We start from the raw sequence: 19,911 nt of genomic DNA on the forward strand, positions 1-19,911 counted from the left end.
AATGATGAAAGTACTTTTTTTATTGATGAACGCCAAATACTTACTTTTATCCTGTGCTTTTATAGTTTGATCATAATTGGCTAACCGGTTTGGTTACAGTGACTTAATGTAACGATTCGTTAATTAAGGAATGTACCTATGCTTACACTCGCAAATATTAATAAGAAATATGCAGATGGCACACATGCATTAAATAACATAACAATCCATTTGCCCAAAGGAATGGTGGGATTGCTTGGGCCAAATGGAGCAGGAAAATCAAGCTTAATGCGAACATTAGCCTGCTTACAAGATGTAGACACAGGCCAAATTAATTTTGATGGTTTAAATGTTTTAGAGTACCCAGATGAATTGCGTAAGCAGCTAGGTTATTTACCACAGCAGTTTGGTGTTTATCCTGCAATGAGTTGCCATGCTTTATTAGAGCATATTGCCATATTGAAAGGTCTTAATTCAGAGCAACGTAAGCGACAAATTAATGAATTACTGTCACTTGTAAATTTAACAGCGTTTGCAAAGAAAAAAGTGAGTAAATTTTCCGGTGGTATGAAGCAGCGTTTTGGAATCGCACAAGCCTTACTGGGTAATCCTAAACTCATTATTTTAGATGAGCCAACCGCAGGGCTTGATCCTGCCGAGCGTGAGAGCCTTAATAACTTATTGGTTTCAATTAGCAAAGAGCGTTTAGTTTTATTATCTACCCATATTGTTGAAGATATAGAAAATCAGTGCCGCTTTGTCGCAATGATCAATCAAGGCAAACTCATTCAAAGTGGCAATGTTGATGAACTAGTGAATCAACTGGCAGGTAATGTTTGGTTATTGAAACGCTTACCATCAGAGCTACCTGCAGGCTCCTTAGTATTAAGCAAAAGTTATCGTTATGGTAAGCCTATATTTCGTGTTTACGCCCCTCAATGCCCAGAACCTGAGGCAGTCGCTGCAACTGCGACGCTACAAGATAAATACTTTTATGAGTTGAAATCGCAAGGGGCTAAAAATGCGACTTCGTAATGAATTAAAGTACCTTTTTACTCAACCTATTGTTTGGTTATGTTGTGTGTTTGCGCCACTTTTTGCATTTACATTATCTTCAGGTTTGGCTATTGAAGAGGGGGATACCCTTAAACAATTTTCTTTACACCTAATATCAATACATATGATGCAGCTTGCCGTATTAGTGGGAATACTTGCCCCTGCTATTTTTTTACGGGACCAACTACACAACATGGATGAGCTGATAGGTGTAACCCCGATTACTTCAAAATACAGAGAGCTGTTTCGTGTAGCGAGTTTACTACTATGTCTTATCATGATTTCTTTTATAGGATCTTTGATAGTTTGGTATTGGCAGTTAAGAGTGCAAGGCTTTGATTGGGAAGCTGTTAACTCTCTATTCTTAAATAGTTTTTTGGTGCTTATTCCAAATTGTAGCTTTCTGGTGGTTATGGCTTATTGGGTTTGTAAGCGGTTTCAAAGTACATTGGTAACTTACACTATTCTGGGTGCCATATGGGTTGGTTATTTGTTTTTCGCAAGTATTACCGGCAATCCTATTTTGGCAGGTAGTGGTATTATAAGTGAGTCTTTATATCAGGCATCTATTTGGCTTGATCCTTTTGCTTACTCCACGATTATTGCGGGCTTCCTAGAGCCTCAATATTGGGCGCTTGTAATAAATCGGTTGATGGTAGTAACACTTACAATTGTTATCTATATTGTGGCAGTTCGCACCACTAAGAAGAATATTAAACAAGGTACAAAGGCCTCAGAGCCAGTCTTAAATTTAAAAGTGCAATACCAGGGTATTGCACCAAAAGGGCACAATTGCTTCATATTTTTAACACTTTATAAAGTTTCAATTTTAAATGTACTCAAGCTTCCTATAACACAACTGACTTTAGTATTGTGGTCAGTCATTGTATTTAACAGCGTTGCGTCCTCTTTTGAATATGCAGAAGCAATGAGCGTGGTTAGCCCTACGAGTATAGATGCAATTAACCATTATGCGTTTGATATGCATTTGCTCATTGGCTGTTTATTACTTGTGCTTTGGAGTTGGCAGGTTAGTTGTGCGGCAAAGCGGTTTCATATGGCTGAATTGATTGCTGCATCACCAGTAAAAACGGCAACGCTTTTACACAGCCAATTATTCACGGTAGCGACTTTAGCAATTGTTTTTTCTGTTATGAGCTTTTTGGGAGCTTCTTTTGCTGAGTGGTTTGCTGGCAGTCAGTACCATGCTAGTCAGCATATTTATATACTCGCTCTAATGTTGTTGCCACTTACTTTAGTTGCTTGGGTGAGTATATGTCTTTTCAATATTTTCCGCTCCTCCTTAGTGGCTGGCTTAGTTGTTATCGTTATCTTACTACTCAAGTTTACGCCGGTAATGACTTCCTTTGGTCTCACACATACTTTTTGGAGCCTAGCCTGGACACCGTTACAAGCTCCTAGCGAGTTTTGGGGATACCGAGCGAGTGTAAACAGTTATTGGCCATATATGAGAGTGTGGATTGTCGCGGTACTGAGTTTTGTTGTCATAAGTCAGCTTTATAATCATCGTGGTGCTGGGCTTGGAAGACGGGCCATAAAAGTGAAAGATACATGGTTAGTGCTGCCTGTCCTTTTATCTGTTTATTTATTTGCGCAGTTGCATTTTAATTTAGTGGCAGAAAAGCCGTTAACTAACTCACATAAACGTGAAGCATTTAAAGCCAACTACGAAAGCACATTTGCTCATTGGAAATATAAAGAACAACCAATCATTAGTCATATTGATGCTAATATTGATTTTTATCCTGATAAACAGTTTGCACAATTTGAACTCAAATATACTCTAACCAACCCTCATTCTATTGCTATAAAACGTATCCTAGTTGGCAGAGCAGGCTTTTATAAATGGGCAGACATAAAAATTGCAGGTGCAAACCAAGTTGCTTTTTATCCATCATTAAATCAAGCAGTGTATGAATTTGAGTCTGCTATAAAACCAGGTGAAATCACAAAGCTCACCACGCAGTTTGAAGTTCACCAAGCAAAGCTTTGGCCCGCAGTGGGGCATCAAGTTCTCACTCCTGAGTTTAGCTATATTCGTGCGGTTCCCGTATTGCCAACGGTTGGGTATCAAGTAAATTACGAACTAACAGACCGCCATCTACGCAAAGACCATGGTTTGCTAAATAAGTTAATTTCTGTACCGTCAGAGCTGTTTGCTGTTAAGGGAAATAGACCACAGAGATATGATCGCATAACTATGTCGAGCACGATATCAACCGCAATTGGCTATCATGTTGTGACGCAAGGCACACAAATAGCCCATCAGCGCGAAGATAATCGCGAAGTTTTTAAGTTTAAAACGGATACGGCATTTAATAATCTACCTGCATGGATTTCTATCCCAGAACCGCCAATAACAGAGCTACTAGATGAGGTAAAATTACAGGTATATGCACCTCGAAAAAACTTAACTGAGTCATCAGATTCAATGGCAGTTAATATGCAGGCGATGAAAGATACACTGACTTGGTTTAAAGATAATATTGTTGCTTATAAAGCAAAAACATTGAGCATAGTTGCCGCGCCCAAGTTTGGTGGAACGGGTTATGCCTTGCCTGAGATTATACTTATTGGTAATAAAGTTGGCTTTAGGGCATCTCCTAGCTTTGATGCTGGTTTTGATCAGCGCTATCGGCGCGCAGTTCATGAAACGGCTCATCAGTGGTTTGGTCATGATATAGGTAACAGCGTTCCTGATGACAGTGCCTTTTTAGTTGAATCGATGGCGAAGTACATAGAGTTAGTCATGATAGAAAAGCGTTACGGAAAAGCGGCGATGAATGCACTCGTTGATTACGAAACTAGGCGGTATGAGCAAGCTTTACGGGCAGACACTTCAGCTAAACAGGTATTTATAAATTCAACAAAAAGTTATGAGCAATATTCTAAAGCGACAATTGTGTTTGCAAAGCTAAGGAATAAAGTAGGTGATGAAGTGATCATAAAAGCACTCAAGTCTGTTTGGAAAAACTATGCATACCCAAATCGACCCGCAACTTCTATGGATTTCATACGTGCTTTGCAAGCGCATGCTAAAAGTAGCGATAGCGCATTAATTAGAGAGCTGTTTTTAGCGCCTTAGATTAGTAAAAAGCCACAGGTTATAAAACACTGTGGCTTGGGTATTGATTCTTTCAATCAAGGGGTTTGGGAGAATCGCTTAAAACTCGTAGCTAATGCTTAAGCGTGTAGTACGAGGCATAATGTAACGACCATTCGGTGCATCCGCATTACGAGGGTCACCTTCAGTGATACCTTGCTCGTCAGTTAAGTTATCAACCGCTAACTGCACTTTAATACCTTCCATAGGCTCAACAATTAACCCTAAGTCTACTTTTTCGTAGCCTTCTAACACAACTGTATTTTCGTTGTTGCCGAAGCGGTCATCAACCGCTGAGATTGTGCCGTATAAGGTTGCATACATGCCACTTACTTCAAAGTCGTAGCTTGGTGTTACACGTACTTGCCATTTTGGCTGACGTTGGCTTTCGTTACCTTCGTTGCTTGGGCTTTCAGTGATTTCAGTTTCTTGAAGCGTTGAATTTAAGTTAACTGAGAAACCAGATTCGTGGTTGTAGTTATAATCAAGCTCAATACCGTAGGCTTCGTTGGTTAAGATTTCTGCTGGTACGCCTGGGCGACGAACAAAGGTGTCACCTTTTACTTCGTTTGTGAAAAGTGTTGCATAGAAATCGGTGCTATCAGTTAATAGTTTATAACCAAACTCGGCTTGTGTTACTTCTTTAATTAGCTTTTCGCCACCTTCGTATGCATCAAAGTTATCGCGGAAGTCGTCAAAGTAAGGCATTTTGTAACCACGGTTTACGCGGGCAAATACACCCATGTCATCGTTAATTGAGTAGTTAATACCCGTTGTCCACGATGTTTTGCTTTCGTCATATTGAACAGACTTGTCGATTACGCCATCAAGACCTTCATCAACTGAGTATTCTACTTCGTGGTTTTCAAAACGAACACCAGCATCAAGTGTAAAGTCATCGTTGAATTTATACTGAGCCGTTGTGTAAAAAGCATTGGTGCGCGCATCACCTGTAGAGTTGATATCGTAGTTGAAGTCACAACCATCAACACTTGCATTACATTCGATGCCGTCTAGCATTTCGCCGCCCGCTTCAAGTACGTGATACGCTGTGTTACCTAAGCTCCACCAGTCATTTGCTGATGTGCTTGCTGTGTAATAACCAAATGCCAGTGATAAGTTATCAAGCTTTTTAGCAAATGCTAAATCATTGGTAAATGCGCTGATTTCTTTTAAAACCACCCAACGGCCAAGTTGTTGAACCGCTGTGCCTGCATTATATTCTGTGCCAGTTACCGCACCTGTTGCTGTTTCACCATTATCAGCAACAGCGCCAACCGTTGTTGCAGAACTAGCAGGCACTAAACCATACGTGTTTGCATCACCCTTGGTGATGTTAAAGCGATCTGTGAAACTCCAACCGTTATCGAATTCAAGCTTAATGCTACCGCCAGAAACATGGCCCTTCCATCCACGGCCTTCACCTAAGTCGATTTGTTGCTCGTCATTATTTGCGCCTGTGTAAATTGTCGCTTGGCGATTTAAAGTTCCTAGTTGTGTGTAGCTTGCATCAACACCGTCAACATTTAGTGGCGTAGGTAAGTACCAAGCACCGTGGTCGTCAGTTTGACGGGTGTATAAATTAATAGTGCCGTTTTCCAACTCTTTAGTGATATTAATTGTGAACTGGCTGCCTTTTTCTGATGTGAAACCTGCATCACGAATACCTGGAGAGCGTTTAACATAACCACCCACCATGAAGTATAAGTCATCAGAAATCTCACCACTAACCATAGCGTCAATGCGTTGTAAGTCGTAATCTGAGGTTGTGTATTTGAATACGCCTTCGGTATCTTCACTACCACGTTTAAGGCGGAAGTTAGTTGTTAAACCAGGTTGGCCGTTAGATACAACAGGGTTTGGGCCACCGCGCAGTGCTTCCATTGTTTCGATGGTTTCATCTAAACGGAATAACGACGAGTTTTCTAAAAATGACAAAGTAGGCGCAGGGTAGATTGGCGAACCTTCAAGGCTTAAGGTTAAAAATGGAGCATCGCCACCGCCAGGAAAACCACGTACAAACACGTTCGCACCAGATTCACCCCCCGAGCTTTCTACCCACACACCTGGTACGGCTTTGAACAAATCAGCCGTACTTTTTGGCGATAATTTAACAATTTGATCAGCATCGATATTGGTTACGGCATAGCCTGCATCAATTTTACGTACGCCAATACCTGCTGGTGTACCAGATACAATAATACGTTCAACTTTTTCTTTAGCTGGCTGTTCAGTTTGCTCTTCGGCCATAACAGTTTGGCCACTTAAAGCTAGCAAAATTGCAGAGGCTAGCGCACTGCGTGTGTATGTAGTTGTCATTGTGTGTTCCCATTCTTTGTATTGTTGAGTGCAAAGCGATAACAGCTGTTTTAAAGATGTTAATGCAATGCTTATTTAAACCTTAGAATGTTATGCAAACGTTTGCAATTGTTTTTTGCAGTTCTTTGTCGGATTTTTGAACATCATCTACGTTTGTTCATGTATACATTGGGAAAAATAATATTTCCTACGGCGCAGCGGATTGCGCTGATTAATGGTATATTGCTTGTTTCTATATTTAGTAAGGCTCTGTGTTAGCATCATGAATGATAAAAAACTAAAGTTAGCTGATTTAGCCAAGTTGGCCGGTGTTTCCACATCGACTGTATCTCGTGCACTCAATGATAACCCATTGATAAAAAAAGAAACGCGAGAAATGCTTCAACGATTAGCTAAAAAACACAACTTTAGTTTAAACACAGCTGCTAGTCGTTTACGTACTCAAAAAACAAATGTTGTCGCTGTAATCATTAATCTTGATGGCGATACAGAACAGTCAATTAACGACCCATTTTTACTTAAAGTTGTAGGTGAGATTAACCTTGCTTTGAACAAGCATGGCCTTGAGCTTTTGCTATCAAACTCATTTATGGCCAGTGATGATTGGGCTAACTATTTTATTAATAGTCGCCGAGCCGATGGCATCATTGTGGTTGGTCAAGGTAAAAGCCAAGCAAATATTGAAACTGCTGCAAATGCAGGCGTCCCTTTAGTTGTGTGGGGAGATCCTAAAAGTAAAAGTAACTATCCTATTGTCGGGAGTGATAATTATTTAGGTGGTCGTCTTGCAACTGAGCACTTATTGGCAAATGGCGCTAAAGATATTTTGTTTTTAGGTGATCCTGGGCATGCTGAAATAGGAGAGCGCCACCGCGGTTATTTAGATGCTATTTCTGAAGCAAAAGCTACACCTCACGTGGTCTCTATTGATATTACCAGTAGTGCTGCTTACAAAGGAATTAACCAGTTATTGGTAGAAAAAGGGCTGTGTTTTGATGGCATTATGGCGTGTAGTGATATGGTGGCTTTTGGTGCGATGAAAGCGCTAAAAGAGCGTTATATTAGTATTCCAACCGATGTTGCACTGGTTGGCTTTGATGATATTGCTATGGCGGATATCAGTCATCCTTCTTTGTCGAGTATTAAACAAAATACCCAACGAGCCTCGGTTATTCTTGTTGAAAAGTTGTTAGCCCAGTTAGCAGGACAGTCGGTAGAATCTCAAGTTGTTGAAATAGAACTCGTAAATAGGCAGTCGAGCCAGCGCTAAGTCTATTGAATGTTAGCATGATGTGTAATTTTAAATGCAAACGTTTGCATTTTATTTTGCGCTAAACTAGACTGAATAAAAATAATCATAGGTTGAAGTGAATGAATCCTATAAGAATAACCATCGCGCTGGCATGCAGCTATTTTGTCTTTGCTATTATGCTCAATAGTGTGGGCACTGTTATTTTACAAGCAATCAATAGCTTAGATATAAGCAAAACTCAGGCGTCTGTTCTTGAAGGATTTAAGGATCTAAGTATTGCCATTGTGTCATTTTTAGTGGCGTCATTTATCCCTCGTATAGGCTATAAAGTGGCCATGCTCGGCGCTTTATTATTGGTTGCAGTGATGTGCTTAGTTGTTCCGAGCATTGCTGATTTTTGGGTCTTAAAAGCGCTCTTTGCTGCAATAGGTTGTAGCTTTGCTGTTATGAAAATCTCTGTTTACTCTGTTATTGGTCAAGTGACTGATAATGCTAATAAACATTCAGCGTTATTAAACACCATTGAAGGGGTGTTTATGCTTGGCGTGCTGTCGGGCTATTGGATTTTTGCGCTATTTATAGACGCTGATAACCCGCAAAGTAGTCACTGGTTAAATGTTTATTACTTGCTTGCAGCAATTGTTGCAGTGGCGTTTGTTTCTGTGATTGCGGCACCAATAAAATCGCCAGAATTAAAAGCCAACCAGCAATCTCAGCTGCATGATTTTATTGATATGTTAAAGCTGACTTATCAACCTCTGGTGCTTATTTTTGTTGCTAGTGCATTTATGTATGTACTAATAGAGCAAGGTGTGGGCACTTGGTTACCTACCTTTAATAATCAAGTTTTAAAATTACCTGTTGATGTCAGTATTCAACTTGCCAGTTTGTTTGCCGCTGCGTTAGCGCTTGGTCGTTTGGTAGCAGGGCAAGTACTTAGGTTTATTAGTTGGTTTAGTATGCTAATGGGCTGTTTGGTTGCCATGGGTGTGCTTGTATTATTAGTGTTGCCTTTGACTCATGATGTAGATGGAAGCCAAATAAAAAGTGTGTTTGATGTGCCTTTTGCAGCATACATGCTGCCGCTGATTGGCTTTTTTATGGCGCCGATTTACCCATTACTCAACTCTGTGATGCTGAGTTCACTAGCTAAGCACAAGCATGCTGCTATGACAGGTTTAATCGTGGTTTTCTCAGCATTAGGAGGAACAACAGGCTCAATTATTACGGGCTTTGTATTTGATAAATTTAGCGGGCAGCATGCGTTTTATCTCACATTAGTGCCAATAACCTTGCTACTAATCACCGTTTCAGTCTTTAAAAAAATCACTCTAAAATCACAATATCAAGCGGCTTCAAGCGCAGAATAAGGGATTATCATGAACTTCGTTAATAGCCAATTATTTAAAGACGTACAGCTAGCTGAAGTGTTTGCTGATTCAAAAATGTTTGCTGATGCAGTGCCAAACTTATCTTGGCAAAGTGCCTGTGAGTTGTATCAACTTGTAGGTCCTTTAAAAGGTGATGAGCTGCGTAAATTTGTTATGTCGAACTTTGTGTTTGCAGATCAGTCCATTCCGACAGCTAAATTAGACACCGCATCTGTTAAGCAGTACATTCTTGATTTATGGCCGCACTTGCATCGCAATGCTGATACTGACTTAGCAAGCTCACTGATGCCACTTCAGTTTGACTACATTGTGCCGGGAGGCCGTTTTCAAGAAATTTATTATTGGGATAGTTATTTTACTGCCTTAGGTTTAGAAGATACTGGCGACCTAGCAACCATTGAAGCCATGGTTAATAACTTTATTGACCTACAAAAGCGTAATGGCTGTATCCCAAATGGTAACCGTGTTTATTATAGCTCTCGCTCGCAACCACCTGTTTTGGCGTTAATGATAGCGATGTTATGGGATGCGAAATATAAACATGAAGCAGATTTAACTTGGCTGGGAAACGCTGTAAAAGCACTTGAGGCTGAGTATCAATTTTGGATGCAAGGCTGTAACGACCTAAGCAATGAAACGCCTGCTATTAGGCGTGTCGTAAAAATGCCCAATAAGGCTATTTTAAACCGCTATTGGGATAGTGCGGCAACGCCTCGCCCAGAGTCATTAAAAGAAGATTTACATGATGCTGAAGGGCTGACAACTGAGCAGCAACAAAGCTATTTTCAACATATCCGTGCGGCATGCGAGTCTGGCTGGGATTTTAGTAGTCGTTGGCTAAGCGATCATAGCGATCTGAAAAGTATTGAAACGACCAATATCATACCTGTTGATTTGAATAGTTTATTGTATAACCTAGAGCAAACCCTTGCGCGTTTTTACCGTTTACTTGGTGAAGAACAAAAGAGTCAGTCGATTGCTGAGCAGGCTACACTGCGCTTAGATGCAATTAATATCTATTGTTGGAATTCTGAGGCGGGTGTTTATCGTGATTACAACATTCGACTCAATCAGCAAAGCAGTGTTGATTCAATGGCAATGGCTGTACCTTTGTTTGTAGGCGCTGCATCTGTACAACAAGCTCAACAAGTGAAGAAAAAACTGATGAGTGAGTTTTTAAAATCCGGTGGTTTAGTGACAACATTGTGTAGTACACCACAGCAATGGGATAGTCCTAATGGCTGGGCGCCGCTGCAATGGTTTGCTGTAAAAGGTTTAACTGAATATGGCTTTGTCAGCGAAGCTGAAAGCATTATGGAAAATTGGCTAAGCATGATTGAAGTGCGTTTTTCTGAGGATAAGTGCCTGCTTGAGAAATACAATGTATGCAACATTAGAGACCGTGCTTGTGGAGGAGAGTACATTGTTCAGCAAGGGTTTGGTTGGACTAATGGAGTAACATCTCGATTCTATAAACTGCTTAAAAAATAGCAATTTGAAATTCTATTTTAACATAAGTAAAAAATTTTGTTGTCCTTCCTTATTCATAAGTATTTATAAATACTAAGTTAATTTTGATTGAATCATGTATCTAAACTAGGTATTGTTAATTGGGTATTTCAAGGAGGAAATAAAATGATTCAATCAACTTCTGTTTTTCTAAAGGCTCAACCATCATCACAAAACCGTAGCCAAAATTATCAATATTTAATCAAAATGTTAGATGCGTTCTTTGTACGCGTTAAAATTGATTCGCGGCTCCCATTGGAGTCATCGCGCGGGGAGTTTGATCTTTATCTTATTGATAGCGCAGGAGCTTATTGGCTTGACTTGCTTCCAGCAGAGTTAGTGCAACTAGCAAAAAAAAATCGAGTGGTTATTTTTAATGCTGAAGTTAATTCTGTGTGCGAAAAGAATTTACTTCTCAATGGTATAAAAGGCGTATTTTTTGCGGAGCAATCGCCAGAAGATATTTTTTCTGGACTAATGAAAGTGCTCAATGGCGAGCTATTTTTTAGCTCAAAGAGCATCTCCGTCGTATTTAACTATATGTGGTCGGCTATTTCACGAAACCAGTTTAATACAAACAATGATACAACTGGCACGGAAATAGACCTAAATTCACTTACCAAGCGTGAAAAATCAGTTATTCATTTACTCGCACAAGGAGCAAGTAATCGCGATATAGCTGAAAGCTTGAATATTAGCGATCACACGGTAAAAACTCACCTTTATAGTGCATTCAAAAAAACAGCGTCGCGTAATCGTGTTGAACTTGCTAATTGGGCACAAAACTATATGGCTGTGAGCTTATCTTTGCAAAGGCAGTAAAACATGGCTTGGGTTTTATAAGCCATTGTATCAATGGCGCTGTTATCAGCGCCCTAGATTAAGTTACACCGTTTTAGCTGACCAAATACCTTTATTGATGCCTTTTAGGATTAAGTCACTAAGCGCTTTTTCGATCGCTTGAGTAACACATATACTCATAGGCTCATTGTCTGTATAGCCTGCTTCTGCTTCGGCAAGTCGTTTATAACTCACATAGCGGAAAAAGCCGGCACGCATTTCTTGGCTTAGTACTTTTTTGCTGGTGGCGACCGATAGTAGTACCTGACCCGTTCGAACATCCACAGCGCGCAAGTAGATTGAGATTGCATCTTCTCTGTACAGCTCAGATGCACCAATACCAAAATACTCCATACCAATACCACCCGTTTTAATATTGGTGTCGTAGCTAATAATTCCTCCTTCAAGAATTATTTTTGCAGTTGTGAGGGGAGGGAGTTCAGGTAAATCCTTATTTTCTGCTTGTGCAGCACGGATTATCTTTCGTTCAGTTAAGATATTTTGTAAACCTTCACGTTCAACAGGAATAAACCAATCAGATTCGTGCAAAGCTTGTACTAAAATTGAGTTTGCACCCTGCGTGACGGCGGTTGAAAATGAACTCACATTCGCTTGTGGTTTGTATTGACCTGTTTGATCTCTAAATGAATAAACAGAAACAGGAATACTGCCCATAGGATGAGGTAGTGCTTGTAGGGCTCTAAACGTTTCGGTTGGTTCTAATGTTTCGGCTAACCCCTTGCTTGGTGGAACAAGGTTGCCAATTGATGAGCAGCCTGTAAGTATCAATAGTATCGCACTTAAAATTACCTTAATCATTATTCAAACCTCGGTACTTCAATAACTGTCACAGTGCCATCTAGTATGCTTGTTATTCTAACAGTGATGGTGTCGGTGGTACTGGTGATAATTTGTATTTCATAGTCTCCGGTGATAAATGACGAGTCGCCATTGAAAATGCTGTCATCTACTTCTTCACCAAATGCCATATCGGTGATTTCTCTGACCATACGGTTTAGATAAGTTCGCTCAAGTGAATCTTGAAATTTATCTGCATAATTTTGCTCAATAATGGGGGCTTTATGCTTATTCTGTGATTGTGCTTTACTTAATAACATATTGCCATTGAGCGGGCTTCCGCCAAAACTGGGATTAATTGGGGTATAAACGAGTTCAGTCGCCCAGCTAGTTTGTAAGTTGAAAATTATTATTAGTGTAATGATATATTTCATTTTACCATCCATTTTTTGCCATATCCGGTGATGATTGTTGCATCTGACTACGCGCCATCGCGTCCATAACGCTGTACATTGCTTGTTTTACACGCTCATCCAAAGGTTCAAGGCGACGGCCTAAGTAAGTGACATACACGATTTGATTATTCATTCTTAGTACGAGTCGTGTGCCTGCTCGCGGTAATACCGTTTCTTTTATTTCGATATTAAAGCCAGCCGTAGAAGGGAGATCGCGCCAGAGGTTCGCAAACTCAAAGTAAAATTGATGCCCAAAACGGCTTATGCTTCTGTCGAGCACAAGACCATCAATCTCGAGTTCTTTCGCTTGGCTTGTAAAACAATTGAAAGCTAAAAAAATGCAATAAATACGGATTAAAAGTTGTGTTTTCATAATTGAATGAGGGAGCAGAGCTCCCTCCTAACAGTTTACTCTTGAGTTACAGTTGCGATATTGCCATCACCAATTTGTGTGATCATCACAGCGTTGTTAGAACCAATAATTGAGCCCTCAACAAGGTTCGCGTTACCTTCTTGCACAACAACAAATGAGTTATTCTCGCCACCGACCAAAAAAGCACCTTGATCAACACCTACTACAAAGTTTTCAGAGCCAGTCTGACTGATATCAACAGAATGGCCGCTACCTTCCATAATGAGATCTATCGCATTCAACTCACCACTTTGTGCAAATGAAACTTGGTTACTGTTACTATCAAGAACGCTTGCAAATGTAAGAGCAGCTTCATTTAAGCTACCTTCTTGGTTAACGGTAATTTCGTTATTATTTGAAGTTAGAGAAGTGTCAGGGTATGACGACTGCACAAGTACAGTGTTTTCATTACCAGCCTGGCTAATATCAACGTCATTATCACTACCATTAAAGTTTGCGATATGTGCACTGTTAGCATCACCAATTTGGTTGGTGGTGAATTCATTTTCGTCGCCTACGGCGCCTAGGTAAGCGTCGTTACCGTTACCATTTTGAAATGCTGTTAGTTCATTATCATTGCCAATAGCGTCAAGAGTGACGGTATTATTATCCTGTGCTTGATTAACTAAAAGAGCGTTTCCATCACCCATCATTACAGCAGACTCAAAGCTATTACTATTGCCTTCTTGATCAGCGTTAATTTCATTATCATTGCCAGTGATTTCAGCAATAACAACACTATTTGAATCGCCATCTTGTTCAAACTCTACTTCATTGGCATCTCCACGCAATGAGGTGAGTATAGCGCTGTTGAAAGAACCGGTTTGATCAATAATAATTTCATTACTGTTTCCAACGATTTCATCCGAAGTAAATGCATTGAATAAACCGTCTTGTGCTACCTCAAGTGTATTATCATCACCTTGAACTACATTGAATGTCGCTTCATTTAATAAACCTACCTGCGATGCACTAATTGTGTTGTCGTTACCTTGCATATTGAAGTTATATAACCAATGACCACCATCACCTTGATTGACTTCAATCGTATTTGCGTCACCTTCGATGATATTAATTGCCTCATTATTAATGCCAAAGAAGCCAGCACCTTGCTGTGCCACATCAATTGTATTGTCTGTACCAGTAACTTCGGATAACGCACCATTGAGTGTGCCATTTTGATTGTGGGTTATAGTATTAAAATTACCCGTTGCACTTACGAGTGATAAGTTACTCGTTTGTGTTTGAGTAACCTCAAGTAAATTACCATCACCCATACTGGTTGTTTCCGCAGTTTGACCAGTACCTTGCTGTATAACAACATGTGAGTTACCTATTCCAGATGTCGATGTTTGATCAATCGAAACTGAGCTGATTGTGCTTTGCACAGCTACTTGTGTAGCAAGCTCTGAGCTTGATTGAGCTTTATCATCAATATTAGCGTATGCAGTAAAGCTTGAGCCCAAAGCGAAGGTAATTGCGCATGTGAGTAGAGATCTTTTTAACTTCATGATTATTTCCTTTCAGTTATTATTAATCAAAGTTCTAATGTTTTTGGTTTAGAACTATGTACCGGCATGCCTTGCCGGATTAAGTGCGTGATATTCTTTTGTGACGTTCAGAAGTGAATGAAACGTATTTACTACTCGTTGATAATCTGAATTCTAGATTAACAAGTAATTACTCTAGGCTGATTTTTAGGAATAAAAAATCATCACTTTTTGCTGTTTTTAATATTATTTATTTTCAAGGTCTTAAGTTGGGTTTGTTAATTTTTTGTTTAATTAACAAGCTGGAGGTGGTCAAAAAGTGCTAGTTAATATGGGTTGAGTTCCTAAACAAGAAACTCATTAAAAAGTGCTTTATTTGGCGGTTTTATATTGTTTTTCTCATTTAAAAGTGTGGATTTTTTGTTTCAATAGGTATTTTCCTTGCTAGTTGAATGTGATTTGCCATTTATAAAATATGCCATGTGATATTCATTCAGAAGTAATGAGCTTTGTTGGTCGAGTCTACCCCTCGGCCAGTTCAACTAATTATGGATAGAAAATATGAAAACTAAATTATCTGTACTCAGCCTAGCTTTATTACCATGTTTAGGTGCTGCGCAAATAAGCACTCCAGCAAAAGCGACCGTAGTCGGTGCAAGCGAAGACTCAGTTTTGGTCATGTATAAAGCTGGCACCTCTGTCGCGATGCGAGAAAATGCCCGTAACCTAGTGAAAGCGACTATTAGTGATGTTAACCAAGATGGTGTTGATGACAATTACTCAGCAATTTTATCTGGTCGTTTAGCTAAATTTAAAATTGCTGGTATGAGCAGCAAAGAAGCTATCAAGCGTCTGCAAAGCCATGCTGCAATTGAATATGTTGAACCTGATTATCGTGTATCAATAGCAAATGTGCCGAATGATCCTGACTTCTCTCAATTATGGGGGTTGCATAATGAAGGACAAACCGGTGGTATAGAAGATGCTGATATAGATGCTGTTGAAGCGTGGAGTATTTCAACAGGGAGTCGTGATGTTGTTGTTGGTGTAATTGATACAGGTGTCGATTACAGCCATGAGGATTTAGCGGACAATATGTGGATAAATCCTGGTGAAATTCCAGGTGATGGTATTGATAACGATGGTAATGGTTACATCGATGATGTGCATGGTATTAATGCAATTACTGATGCTGGTGACCCTATGGATGATCAGGGCCACGGTACGCATGTATCAGGTACTATTGGTGCATCAGGCAATAACAGTACAGGTGTAGTCGGTGTAAACCAAGAAGCATCAATTGTAGGCTGTAAATTTTTAAGTGCGGATGGTACAGGCTCTACATCTGATGCGATAAAATGTATCGATTACATGGTTGATCTTAAAAACCAAGGCGTCAATGTACGTGTTTTAAATAACAGCTGGGGTGGCGGTGGCTTTAGCCAAGCATTGGCAGATGCGATCACTGCAAGCGAGCAAGCTGATATTCTATTTGTTGCAGCGGCAGGTAATGATGCGGTAGATAACGACCAAAACCCGCATTACCCGTCAAACTACGAGCACGAGAGTGTGTTATCAGTTGCCAGCACTGATAGCAGAGACAATATGTCGAGCTTCTCACAATGGGGTTTAACCAGTGTTGATTTAGGTGCACCAGGTAGTGCAATTTTATCAACTGTACCTGGTAATGGTTATGCAAGCTATTCTGGTACTTCAATGGCCACACCGCATGTTGCAGGTGCTGCGGCACTGGTGTTATCAATCAACCCTGATTTAACAGCGCTTGAGCTAAAAGAACTGTTAATGAATAGTGGTGACCAAAATGAAGCACTGCAAGGTAAAACGGTATCGGGTAATCGTTTAAATGTGCATCAAGCGCTTGAACAAGCTGATCCGACACCAAGCTTCAGAATTTCGGTTTCGCCAGGTTCGCAACAAATCACCGCAGGTGAAACTGCAACCTATACCTTTGAAATTGGCTCAATTGCCGAGTGGGAAGGCGTTGTTAACCTAGCTCTTCAAGCTGATTTAGAAGGTGCAACGCTATCGCAAACTGAAGCAGTGCCGGGTGATGTAGTTACATTAACAGTTCCCACACAAGAAGAAACGGCTTGGGGTAGTTATAGTTTTGTTGTTGATGCAACGTCAGGTGAACTTGCAAAACAAAGCACTGTGTCACTATTTGTTAATCCTGTTGGCTTAAATGATTTTACTTACTCAAATGAAACACCTTTGACTATTCCAGATAACGATGACACAGGTATTGATTCAATAATAACTGTTGCTGACGAGCTGACAGTATTCTCAACGGATGCAAGTATTGATATTACTCATACTTATATTGGTGATTTAATCGTTACGTTAACGTCGCCGCGAGGAACAACTGCAACGCTTCACAGCCAATCAGGAGGTGGCGCAGATGACTTAGTACAAAGCTATTCGCTGGCTAACTTTAATGGTGAAGTTGCAACAGGTGATTGGGTACTTAATGTCAAAGACGTACTGGCTGCTGATACAGGTACATTAAACAGCTGGTCACTTACTTTCAGCGCAATTGGTGAAGTAAGCCCGCAGCCACCACAAGCAGGTTTTGCATTTGAAGCATCAGGTTTAAATGTAACTTTCACCAATACAAGCACAGATAGCAATAATGATATTGTCTCTTGGGCATGGGACTTTGGTGACGGTGCATCATCGACAGATGTAAATCCACTACATACTTATGCCGAAGCGGGTAGCTATGAAGTGACGCTAACAGCAACAGATAGCGAAGGCCAAACAGATACGTTTACGCAAACGGTTGTGGTATCTGATGTTGAAATTGAGTTATCGCTTAAACGCTCAAGTAAAACGCGTTTAGGTACTATGCGTGTTGATTTAAGCTGGCAAACAGTCGCTGATCAAGTAAGCATCTACCGTAACGGAGAACTACTTGAAACAGTAGCTGATCGTGGTTTCTATCGTGATGTAGAGCGTAATGCTGAGTTACCAAGCTATGAGTACAAGGTATGTGTAACTGAAACCGTTTGCTCTAACCCAGTAACGGTATCGTTCGACTAATATTGTTCTACTATTCAAAGCCCAGTTTCCGCTGGGCTTTTTTTATTGTTTCGCTTTTTTATATTGCGTAAGCAAAGCAAGTACATGCTGTTGACCAAATTGTGCTGCAAATGCTTCGGCGGTTTGCCCTGCTTTATTTGCGTGCTCAGTGTCGCAGTCTTGTTTTATTAACGTTTTAGCGATGCTAAATTCACCTCTAAAAATAGCTGCCATTAAAGCGGTGTTGCCGCGTTTATCTTCAAGACACGCATTGGCGCCTAATGCTAAAAGTTGGTTTACCGTTTGTTTATGGCCATGATAAGTGGCAATCATCAGCGCGGTATAGCCTTTTTCATTAACGCTGTTGATTGGCAGTCCGGCCTCAACAAATTGTTCAATGATGTCGTTCTCTGCAGTTCGCGCAGCAGCAAAATAATAGGCAAGTAAGGTTTGATATTGTGTCTGTGAATCTGTTTGCTGTTCAGCATTTACTGGGTTGCTTGTTAATAAAAGGCTCAGCAGTAGAAAAGCAAAAATACGCATAGTTAACTCCTAAAAAAGAGGAAGGACGTGCCTTCCTCATCAAGGTTGGGAGAGTGAATTAAAGTGAGCTTGCTAGTTTTTTCACCGTCGCTAGGTTACCGCCGACGGCTTTGGTTAAGCGCGTACCATATTCGCTGTCTGCTTTGTAAAAGTGGCTGAGCATAATGTGCTTTACCTTGCTATCTTTTACCTTCCCTAAATCACCCGCTAAGTTGTTGATCAGGTTTGTACGTTGTTGTTTAGTAAAGCTTTGATATAACACGCCAGCTTGAGCAAAGTTTTGCTGCTTTTTAATCGCTGCTTGTTGTACATAGCCAGCCAGCTTCGTTTGTGCCTTACGAGCAATTGGGTTTTCTTGCACGTTTTCATGGCTTGGCTGATAGTTCACATTGCTTGTGGTATGACCAAAGTTCATCGCACCGTCTTGGTTGTAATTAACCACTTCTACTTTGGCGCGGTTAATTGGCAACTGCTGGTGGTTTGCACCTAGACGATACATTTGGGTGTCGGCATATGAAAACACACGACCTTGTAATAAACGATCTTCTGATGGTTCAATACCCGGAATGATATTCGCAGGGGCCATAGCGACTTGTTCTGTTGCTTGGAAGAAGTTGCCCGGCATACGGTTTAGTGTCATGGTACCTACTTTGGTTTCTTTAACACCTAACCACATTTTTGTTGCATCTAATGGGTTGTAATCAAAGTCATCCAGTTCAGATGGGTCTAATACTTTGATATATAGATCCCATTTCGGGAAATTACCGTTATTGATTTCTTGATACAGATCACGGGTTAAGTGCTGAAAATCTTTACCTTGTACTTCAGCAACTTGCTTAGCATTTAAGTTTTCAATACCTTGCTGGCTAAGCCAATGAAATTTTACGTATTTTACGTCACCGTCTTTGTTGATCATTTTATAAGAATGCACCCCAAAGCCATCCATTTTACGCAGGCTTGCTGGTGTTCCATGGTCACTATAAACCCATGTCAACATATGTGTTGAACCTGGTTCATGTGAGAAAAAATCAAAAAAGCGATTTGGATCTTGAATGTTATCAACTGGAGATGGTTTTAATGAATGCACCATATCTGGAAATTTAATTGCATCACGAATAAAGAACACCGGTAAGTTATTACCCACTAAGTCCCAGTTACCTTGATCGGTATAAAACTTAGTAGCAAAACCGCGTGGGTCACGTAGAGTTTCAGGGCTACCTTTACCGTGAATAACTGATGAAAAACGAACGAATACCTCTGTTTCTTTGCCTGCTTGTGCAAATGGCGCAGCAATGGTTAGGTCTTCAAGGTTTTTACTCGCAACAAACACACCATGTGCACCTGTACCACGCGCATGAACAACGCGCTCAGGAATACGTTCGCGAGCAAAACGTTGCAGTTTTTGAATTAGATGAACGTCTTCAAGTAAAACGCTGCCACGCGGGCCAGCTGTAATAGAGTTTTGGTTGTCACCCACAGCTGCACCGTTGTCTTTGGTAAGTGTAGCAGCGGATGCAGGAAGGCTGATTGCAAGAGCAAGTGTGCTTAAAGTCAGTGTGCGATTAAATTTCATAATAAACCTCTTCATAAGTCACCAAGGCATTGGCGTTTTGTTGCAGCCATTATATGAAGGTGTTTTTATTTGGTAAAACTGATTGTTTCTATTAAGGTGATAGTTTATATCTATCAATTAGGTTTTAATTT

General features: G+C 40.3%; 14 protein-coding genes. 7 read left to right on the plus strand and 7 right to left on the minus strand.

Translation table 11 applies throughout. The annotated features are described in order from the left end of the window. The first annotated feature begins 138 nt into the window (after positions 1 to 138). Both LY624_RS20950 and LY624_RS20955 read left to right on the plus strand, forming a co-directional pair. Positions 139 to 1,014 (plus strand): ABC transporter ATP-binding protein, encoded by an 876-nt coding sequence (locus LY624_RS20950; RefSeq protein WP_341804588.1) that lies wholly within the window; start codon positions 139 to 141, stop codon positions 1,012 to 1,014. Continuing rightward, positions 1,001 to 4,141, plus strand: a complete 3,141-nt coding sequence (locus LY624_RS20955; protein WP_341804589.1) for a M1 family aminopeptidase — start codon at positions 1,001 to 1,003, stop codon at positions 4,139 to 4,141. The genes LY624_RS20950 and LY624_RS20955 overlap by 14 nt, the downstream gene beginning before the upstream one ends. A 78-nt stretch (positions 4,142 to 4,219) precedes the next feature. Here the strand turns inward: LY624_RS20955 and LY624_RS20960 are convergent, their stop codons facing one another. Beyond that, positions 4,220 to 6,478, minus strand: a complete 2,259-nt coding sequence (locus LY624_RS20960) for a TonB-dependent receptor (RefSeq protein WP_341804590.1) — start codon at positions 6,476 to 6,478, stop codon at positions 4,220 to 4,222. Positions 6,479 to 6,740: 262 nt separating this feature from the next. Between LY624_RS20960 and LY624_RS20965 the strand changes: the two genes are divergently transcribed. The 4 genes from LY624_RS20965 to LY624_RS20980 all read left to right on the plus strand — a co-directional run bounded on the left by LY624_RS20965 (position 6,741) and on the right by LY624_RS20980 (position 11,452). Beyond that, positions 6,741 to 7,748 carry a LacI family DNA-binding transcriptional regulator gene (locus LY624_RS20965; protein WP_130151780.1) on the plus strand — a complete coding sequence of 336 codons (1,008 nt, stop codon included), beginning with the start codon at positions 6,741 to 6,743 and terminating at the stop codon, positions 7,746 to 7,748. Between the two features lie 101 nt (positions 7,749 to 7,849). Next, positions 7,850 to 9,100 (plus strand): MFS transporter, encoded by a 1,251-nt coding sequence (locus tag LY624_RS20970; RefSeq protein ID WP_341804591.1) that lies wholly within the window; start codon positions 7,850 to 7,852, stop codon positions 9,098 to 9,100. Positions 9,101 to 9,109: 9 nt separating this feature from the next. Then, on the plus strand, positions 9,110 to 10,612 hold the full coding sequence (locus LY624_RS20975; protein ID WP_341804592.1) for a trehalase family glycosidase: 1,503 nt from the start codon (positions 9,110 to 9,112) through the stop codon (positions 10,610 to 10,612). Between the two features lie 144 nt (positions 10,613 to 10,756). Next, positions 10,757 to 11,452 carry a helix-turn-helix transcriptional regulator gene (locus tag LY624_RS20980; protein WP_341804593.1) on the plus strand — a complete coding sequence of 232 codons (696 nt, stop codon included), beginning with the start codon at positions 10,757 to 10,759 and terminating at the stop codon, positions 11,450 to 11,452. Between the two features lie 63 nt (positions 11,453 to 11,515). Here the strand turns inward: LY624_RS20980 and LY624_RS20985 are convergent, their stop codons facing one another. From LY624_RS20985 to LY624_RS21000, 4 genes are read right to left on the minus strand one after another with little or no spacing between them, the layout of a single operon-like run. Then, positions 11,516 to 12,289, minus strand: a complete 774-nt coding sequence (locus LY624_RS20985) for a CsgG/HfaB family protein (RefSeq protein WP_237119136.1) — start codon at positions 12,287 to 12,289, stop codon at positions 11,516 to 11,518. Then, positions 12,289 to 12,702 carry a curli assembly protein CsgF gene (locus tag LY624_RS20990; protein WP_237115406.1) on the minus strand — a complete coding sequence of 138 codons (414 nt, stop codon included), beginning with the start codon at positions 12,700 to 12,702 and terminating at the stop codon, positions 12,289 to 12,291. Before LY624_RS20990 ends, LY624_RS20985 begins: the two co-directional genes overlap by 1 nt. A gap of 1 nt (position 12,703) precedes the next feature. Continuing rightward, the gene (locus LY624_RS20995) at positions 12,704 to 13,096 is read right to left on the minus strand and encodes a curli production assembly/transport protein CsgE (RefSeq protein ID WP_130151775.1); all 393 of its coding nucleotides are present in this window, start codon (positions 13,094 to 13,096) and stop codon (positions 12,704 to 12,706) included. Between the two features lie 35 nt (positions 13,097 to 13,131). Continuing rightward, a complete protein-coding gene (locus LY624_RS21000) occupies positions 13,132 to 14,646 on the minus strand; it encodes a curlin (RefSeq protein WP_341804594.1) in 1,515 nt (504 codons plus the stop codon). Positions 14,647 to 15,186: 540 nt separating this feature from the next. On the opposite strand from LY624_RS21000, the gene LY624_RS21005 reads away from it, so the two are divergent. Continuing rightward, positions 15,187 to 17,685 (plus strand): S8 family serine peptidase, encoded by a 2,499-nt coding sequence (locus LY624_RS21005; protein WP_341804595.1) that lies wholly within the window; start codon positions 15,187 to 15,189, stop codon positions 17,683 to 17,685. A gap of 42 nt (positions 17,686 to 17,727) precedes the next feature. On the opposite strand, the gene LY624_RS21010 is transcribed toward LY624_RS21005, so the two are convergent. Beyond that, complete coding sequence (locus LY624_RS21010) at positions 17,728 to 18,207, minus strand: ankyrin repeat domain-containing protein (protein WP_341804596.1); 480 nt, start codon at positions 18,205 to 18,207, stop codon at positions 17,728 to 17,730. Positions 18,208 to 18,265: 58 nt separating this feature from the next. Further along, a complete protein-coding gene (locus LY624_RS21015) occupies positions 18,266 to 19,780 on the minus strand; it encodes a catalase (protein ID WP_341804597.1) in 1,515 nt (504 codons plus the stop codon). Positions 19,781 to 19,911: the final 131 nt, after the last annotated feature.

The sequence above is a fragment of the Pseudoalteromonas sp. N1230-9 genome (genome assembly GCF_032716425.1).
Classification (GTDB): Bacteria; Pseudomonadota; Gammaproteobacteria; order Enterobacterales; family Alteromonadaceae; genus Pseudoalteromonas.

What these genes read in the sequence shown, in the direction of transcription:
- LY624_RS20950 (WP_341804588.1), top strand. Translation starts at nt 139, where the DNA reads ATGCTTACACTCGCAAATATTAATAAGAAATATGCAGATGGCACACAT.
- LY624_RS20955 (WP_341804589.1), top strand. Translation starts at nt 1,001, where the DNA reads ATGCGACTTCGTAATGAATTAAAGTACCTTTTTACTCAACCTATTGTT.
- LY624_RS20960 (WP_341804590.1), bottom strand. Translation starts at nt 6,478, where the DNA reads ATGACAACTACATACACACGCAGTGCGCTAGCCTCTGCAATTTTGCTA.
- LY624_RS20965 (WP_130151780.1), top strand. Translation starts at nt 6,741, where the DNA reads ATGAATGATAAAAAACTAAAGTTAGCTGATTTAGCCAAGTTGGCCGGT.
- LY624_RS20970 (WP_341804591.1), top strand. Translation starts at nt 7,850, where the DNA reads ATGAATCCTATAAGAATAACCATCGCGCTGGCATGCAGCTATTTTGTC.
- LY624_RS20975 (WP_341804592.1), top strand. Translation starts at nt 9,110, where the DNA reads ATGAACTTCGTTAATAGCCAATTATTTAAAGACGTACAGCTAGCTGAA.
- LY624_RS20980 (WP_341804593.1), top strand. Translation starts at nt 10,757, where the DNA reads ATGATTCAATCAACTTCTGTTTTTCTAAAGGCTCAACCATCATCACAA.
- LY624_RS20985 (WP_237119136.1), bottom strand. Translation starts at nt 12,289, where the DNA reads ATGATTAAGGTAATTTTAAGTGCGATACTATTGATACTTACAGGCTGC.
- LY624_RS20990 (WP_237115406.1), bottom strand. Translation starts at nt 12,702, where the DNA reads ATGAAATATATCATTACACTAATAATAATTTTCAACTTACAAACTAGC.
- LY624_RS20995 (WP_130151775.1), bottom strand. Translation starts at nt 13,096, where the DNA reads ATGAAAACACAACTTTTAATCCGTATTTATTGCATTTTTTTAGCTTTC.
- LY624_RS21000 (WP_341804594.1), bottom strand. Translation starts at nt 14,646, where the DNA reads ATGAAGTTAAAAAGATCTCTACTCACATGCGCAATTACCTTCGCTTTG.
- LY624_RS21005 (WP_341804595.1), top strand. Translation starts at nt 15,187, where the DNA reads ATGAAAACTAAATTATCTGTACTCAGCCTAGCTTTATTACCATGTTTA.
- LY624_RS21010 (WP_341804596.1), bottom strand. Translation starts at nt 18,207, where the DNA reads ATGCGTATTTTTGCTTTTCTACTGCTGAGCCTTTTATTAACAAGCAAC.
- LY624_RS21015 (WP_341804597.1), bottom strand. Translation starts at nt 19,780, where the DNA reads ATGAAATTTAATCGCACACTGACTTTAAGCACACTTGCTCTTGCAATC.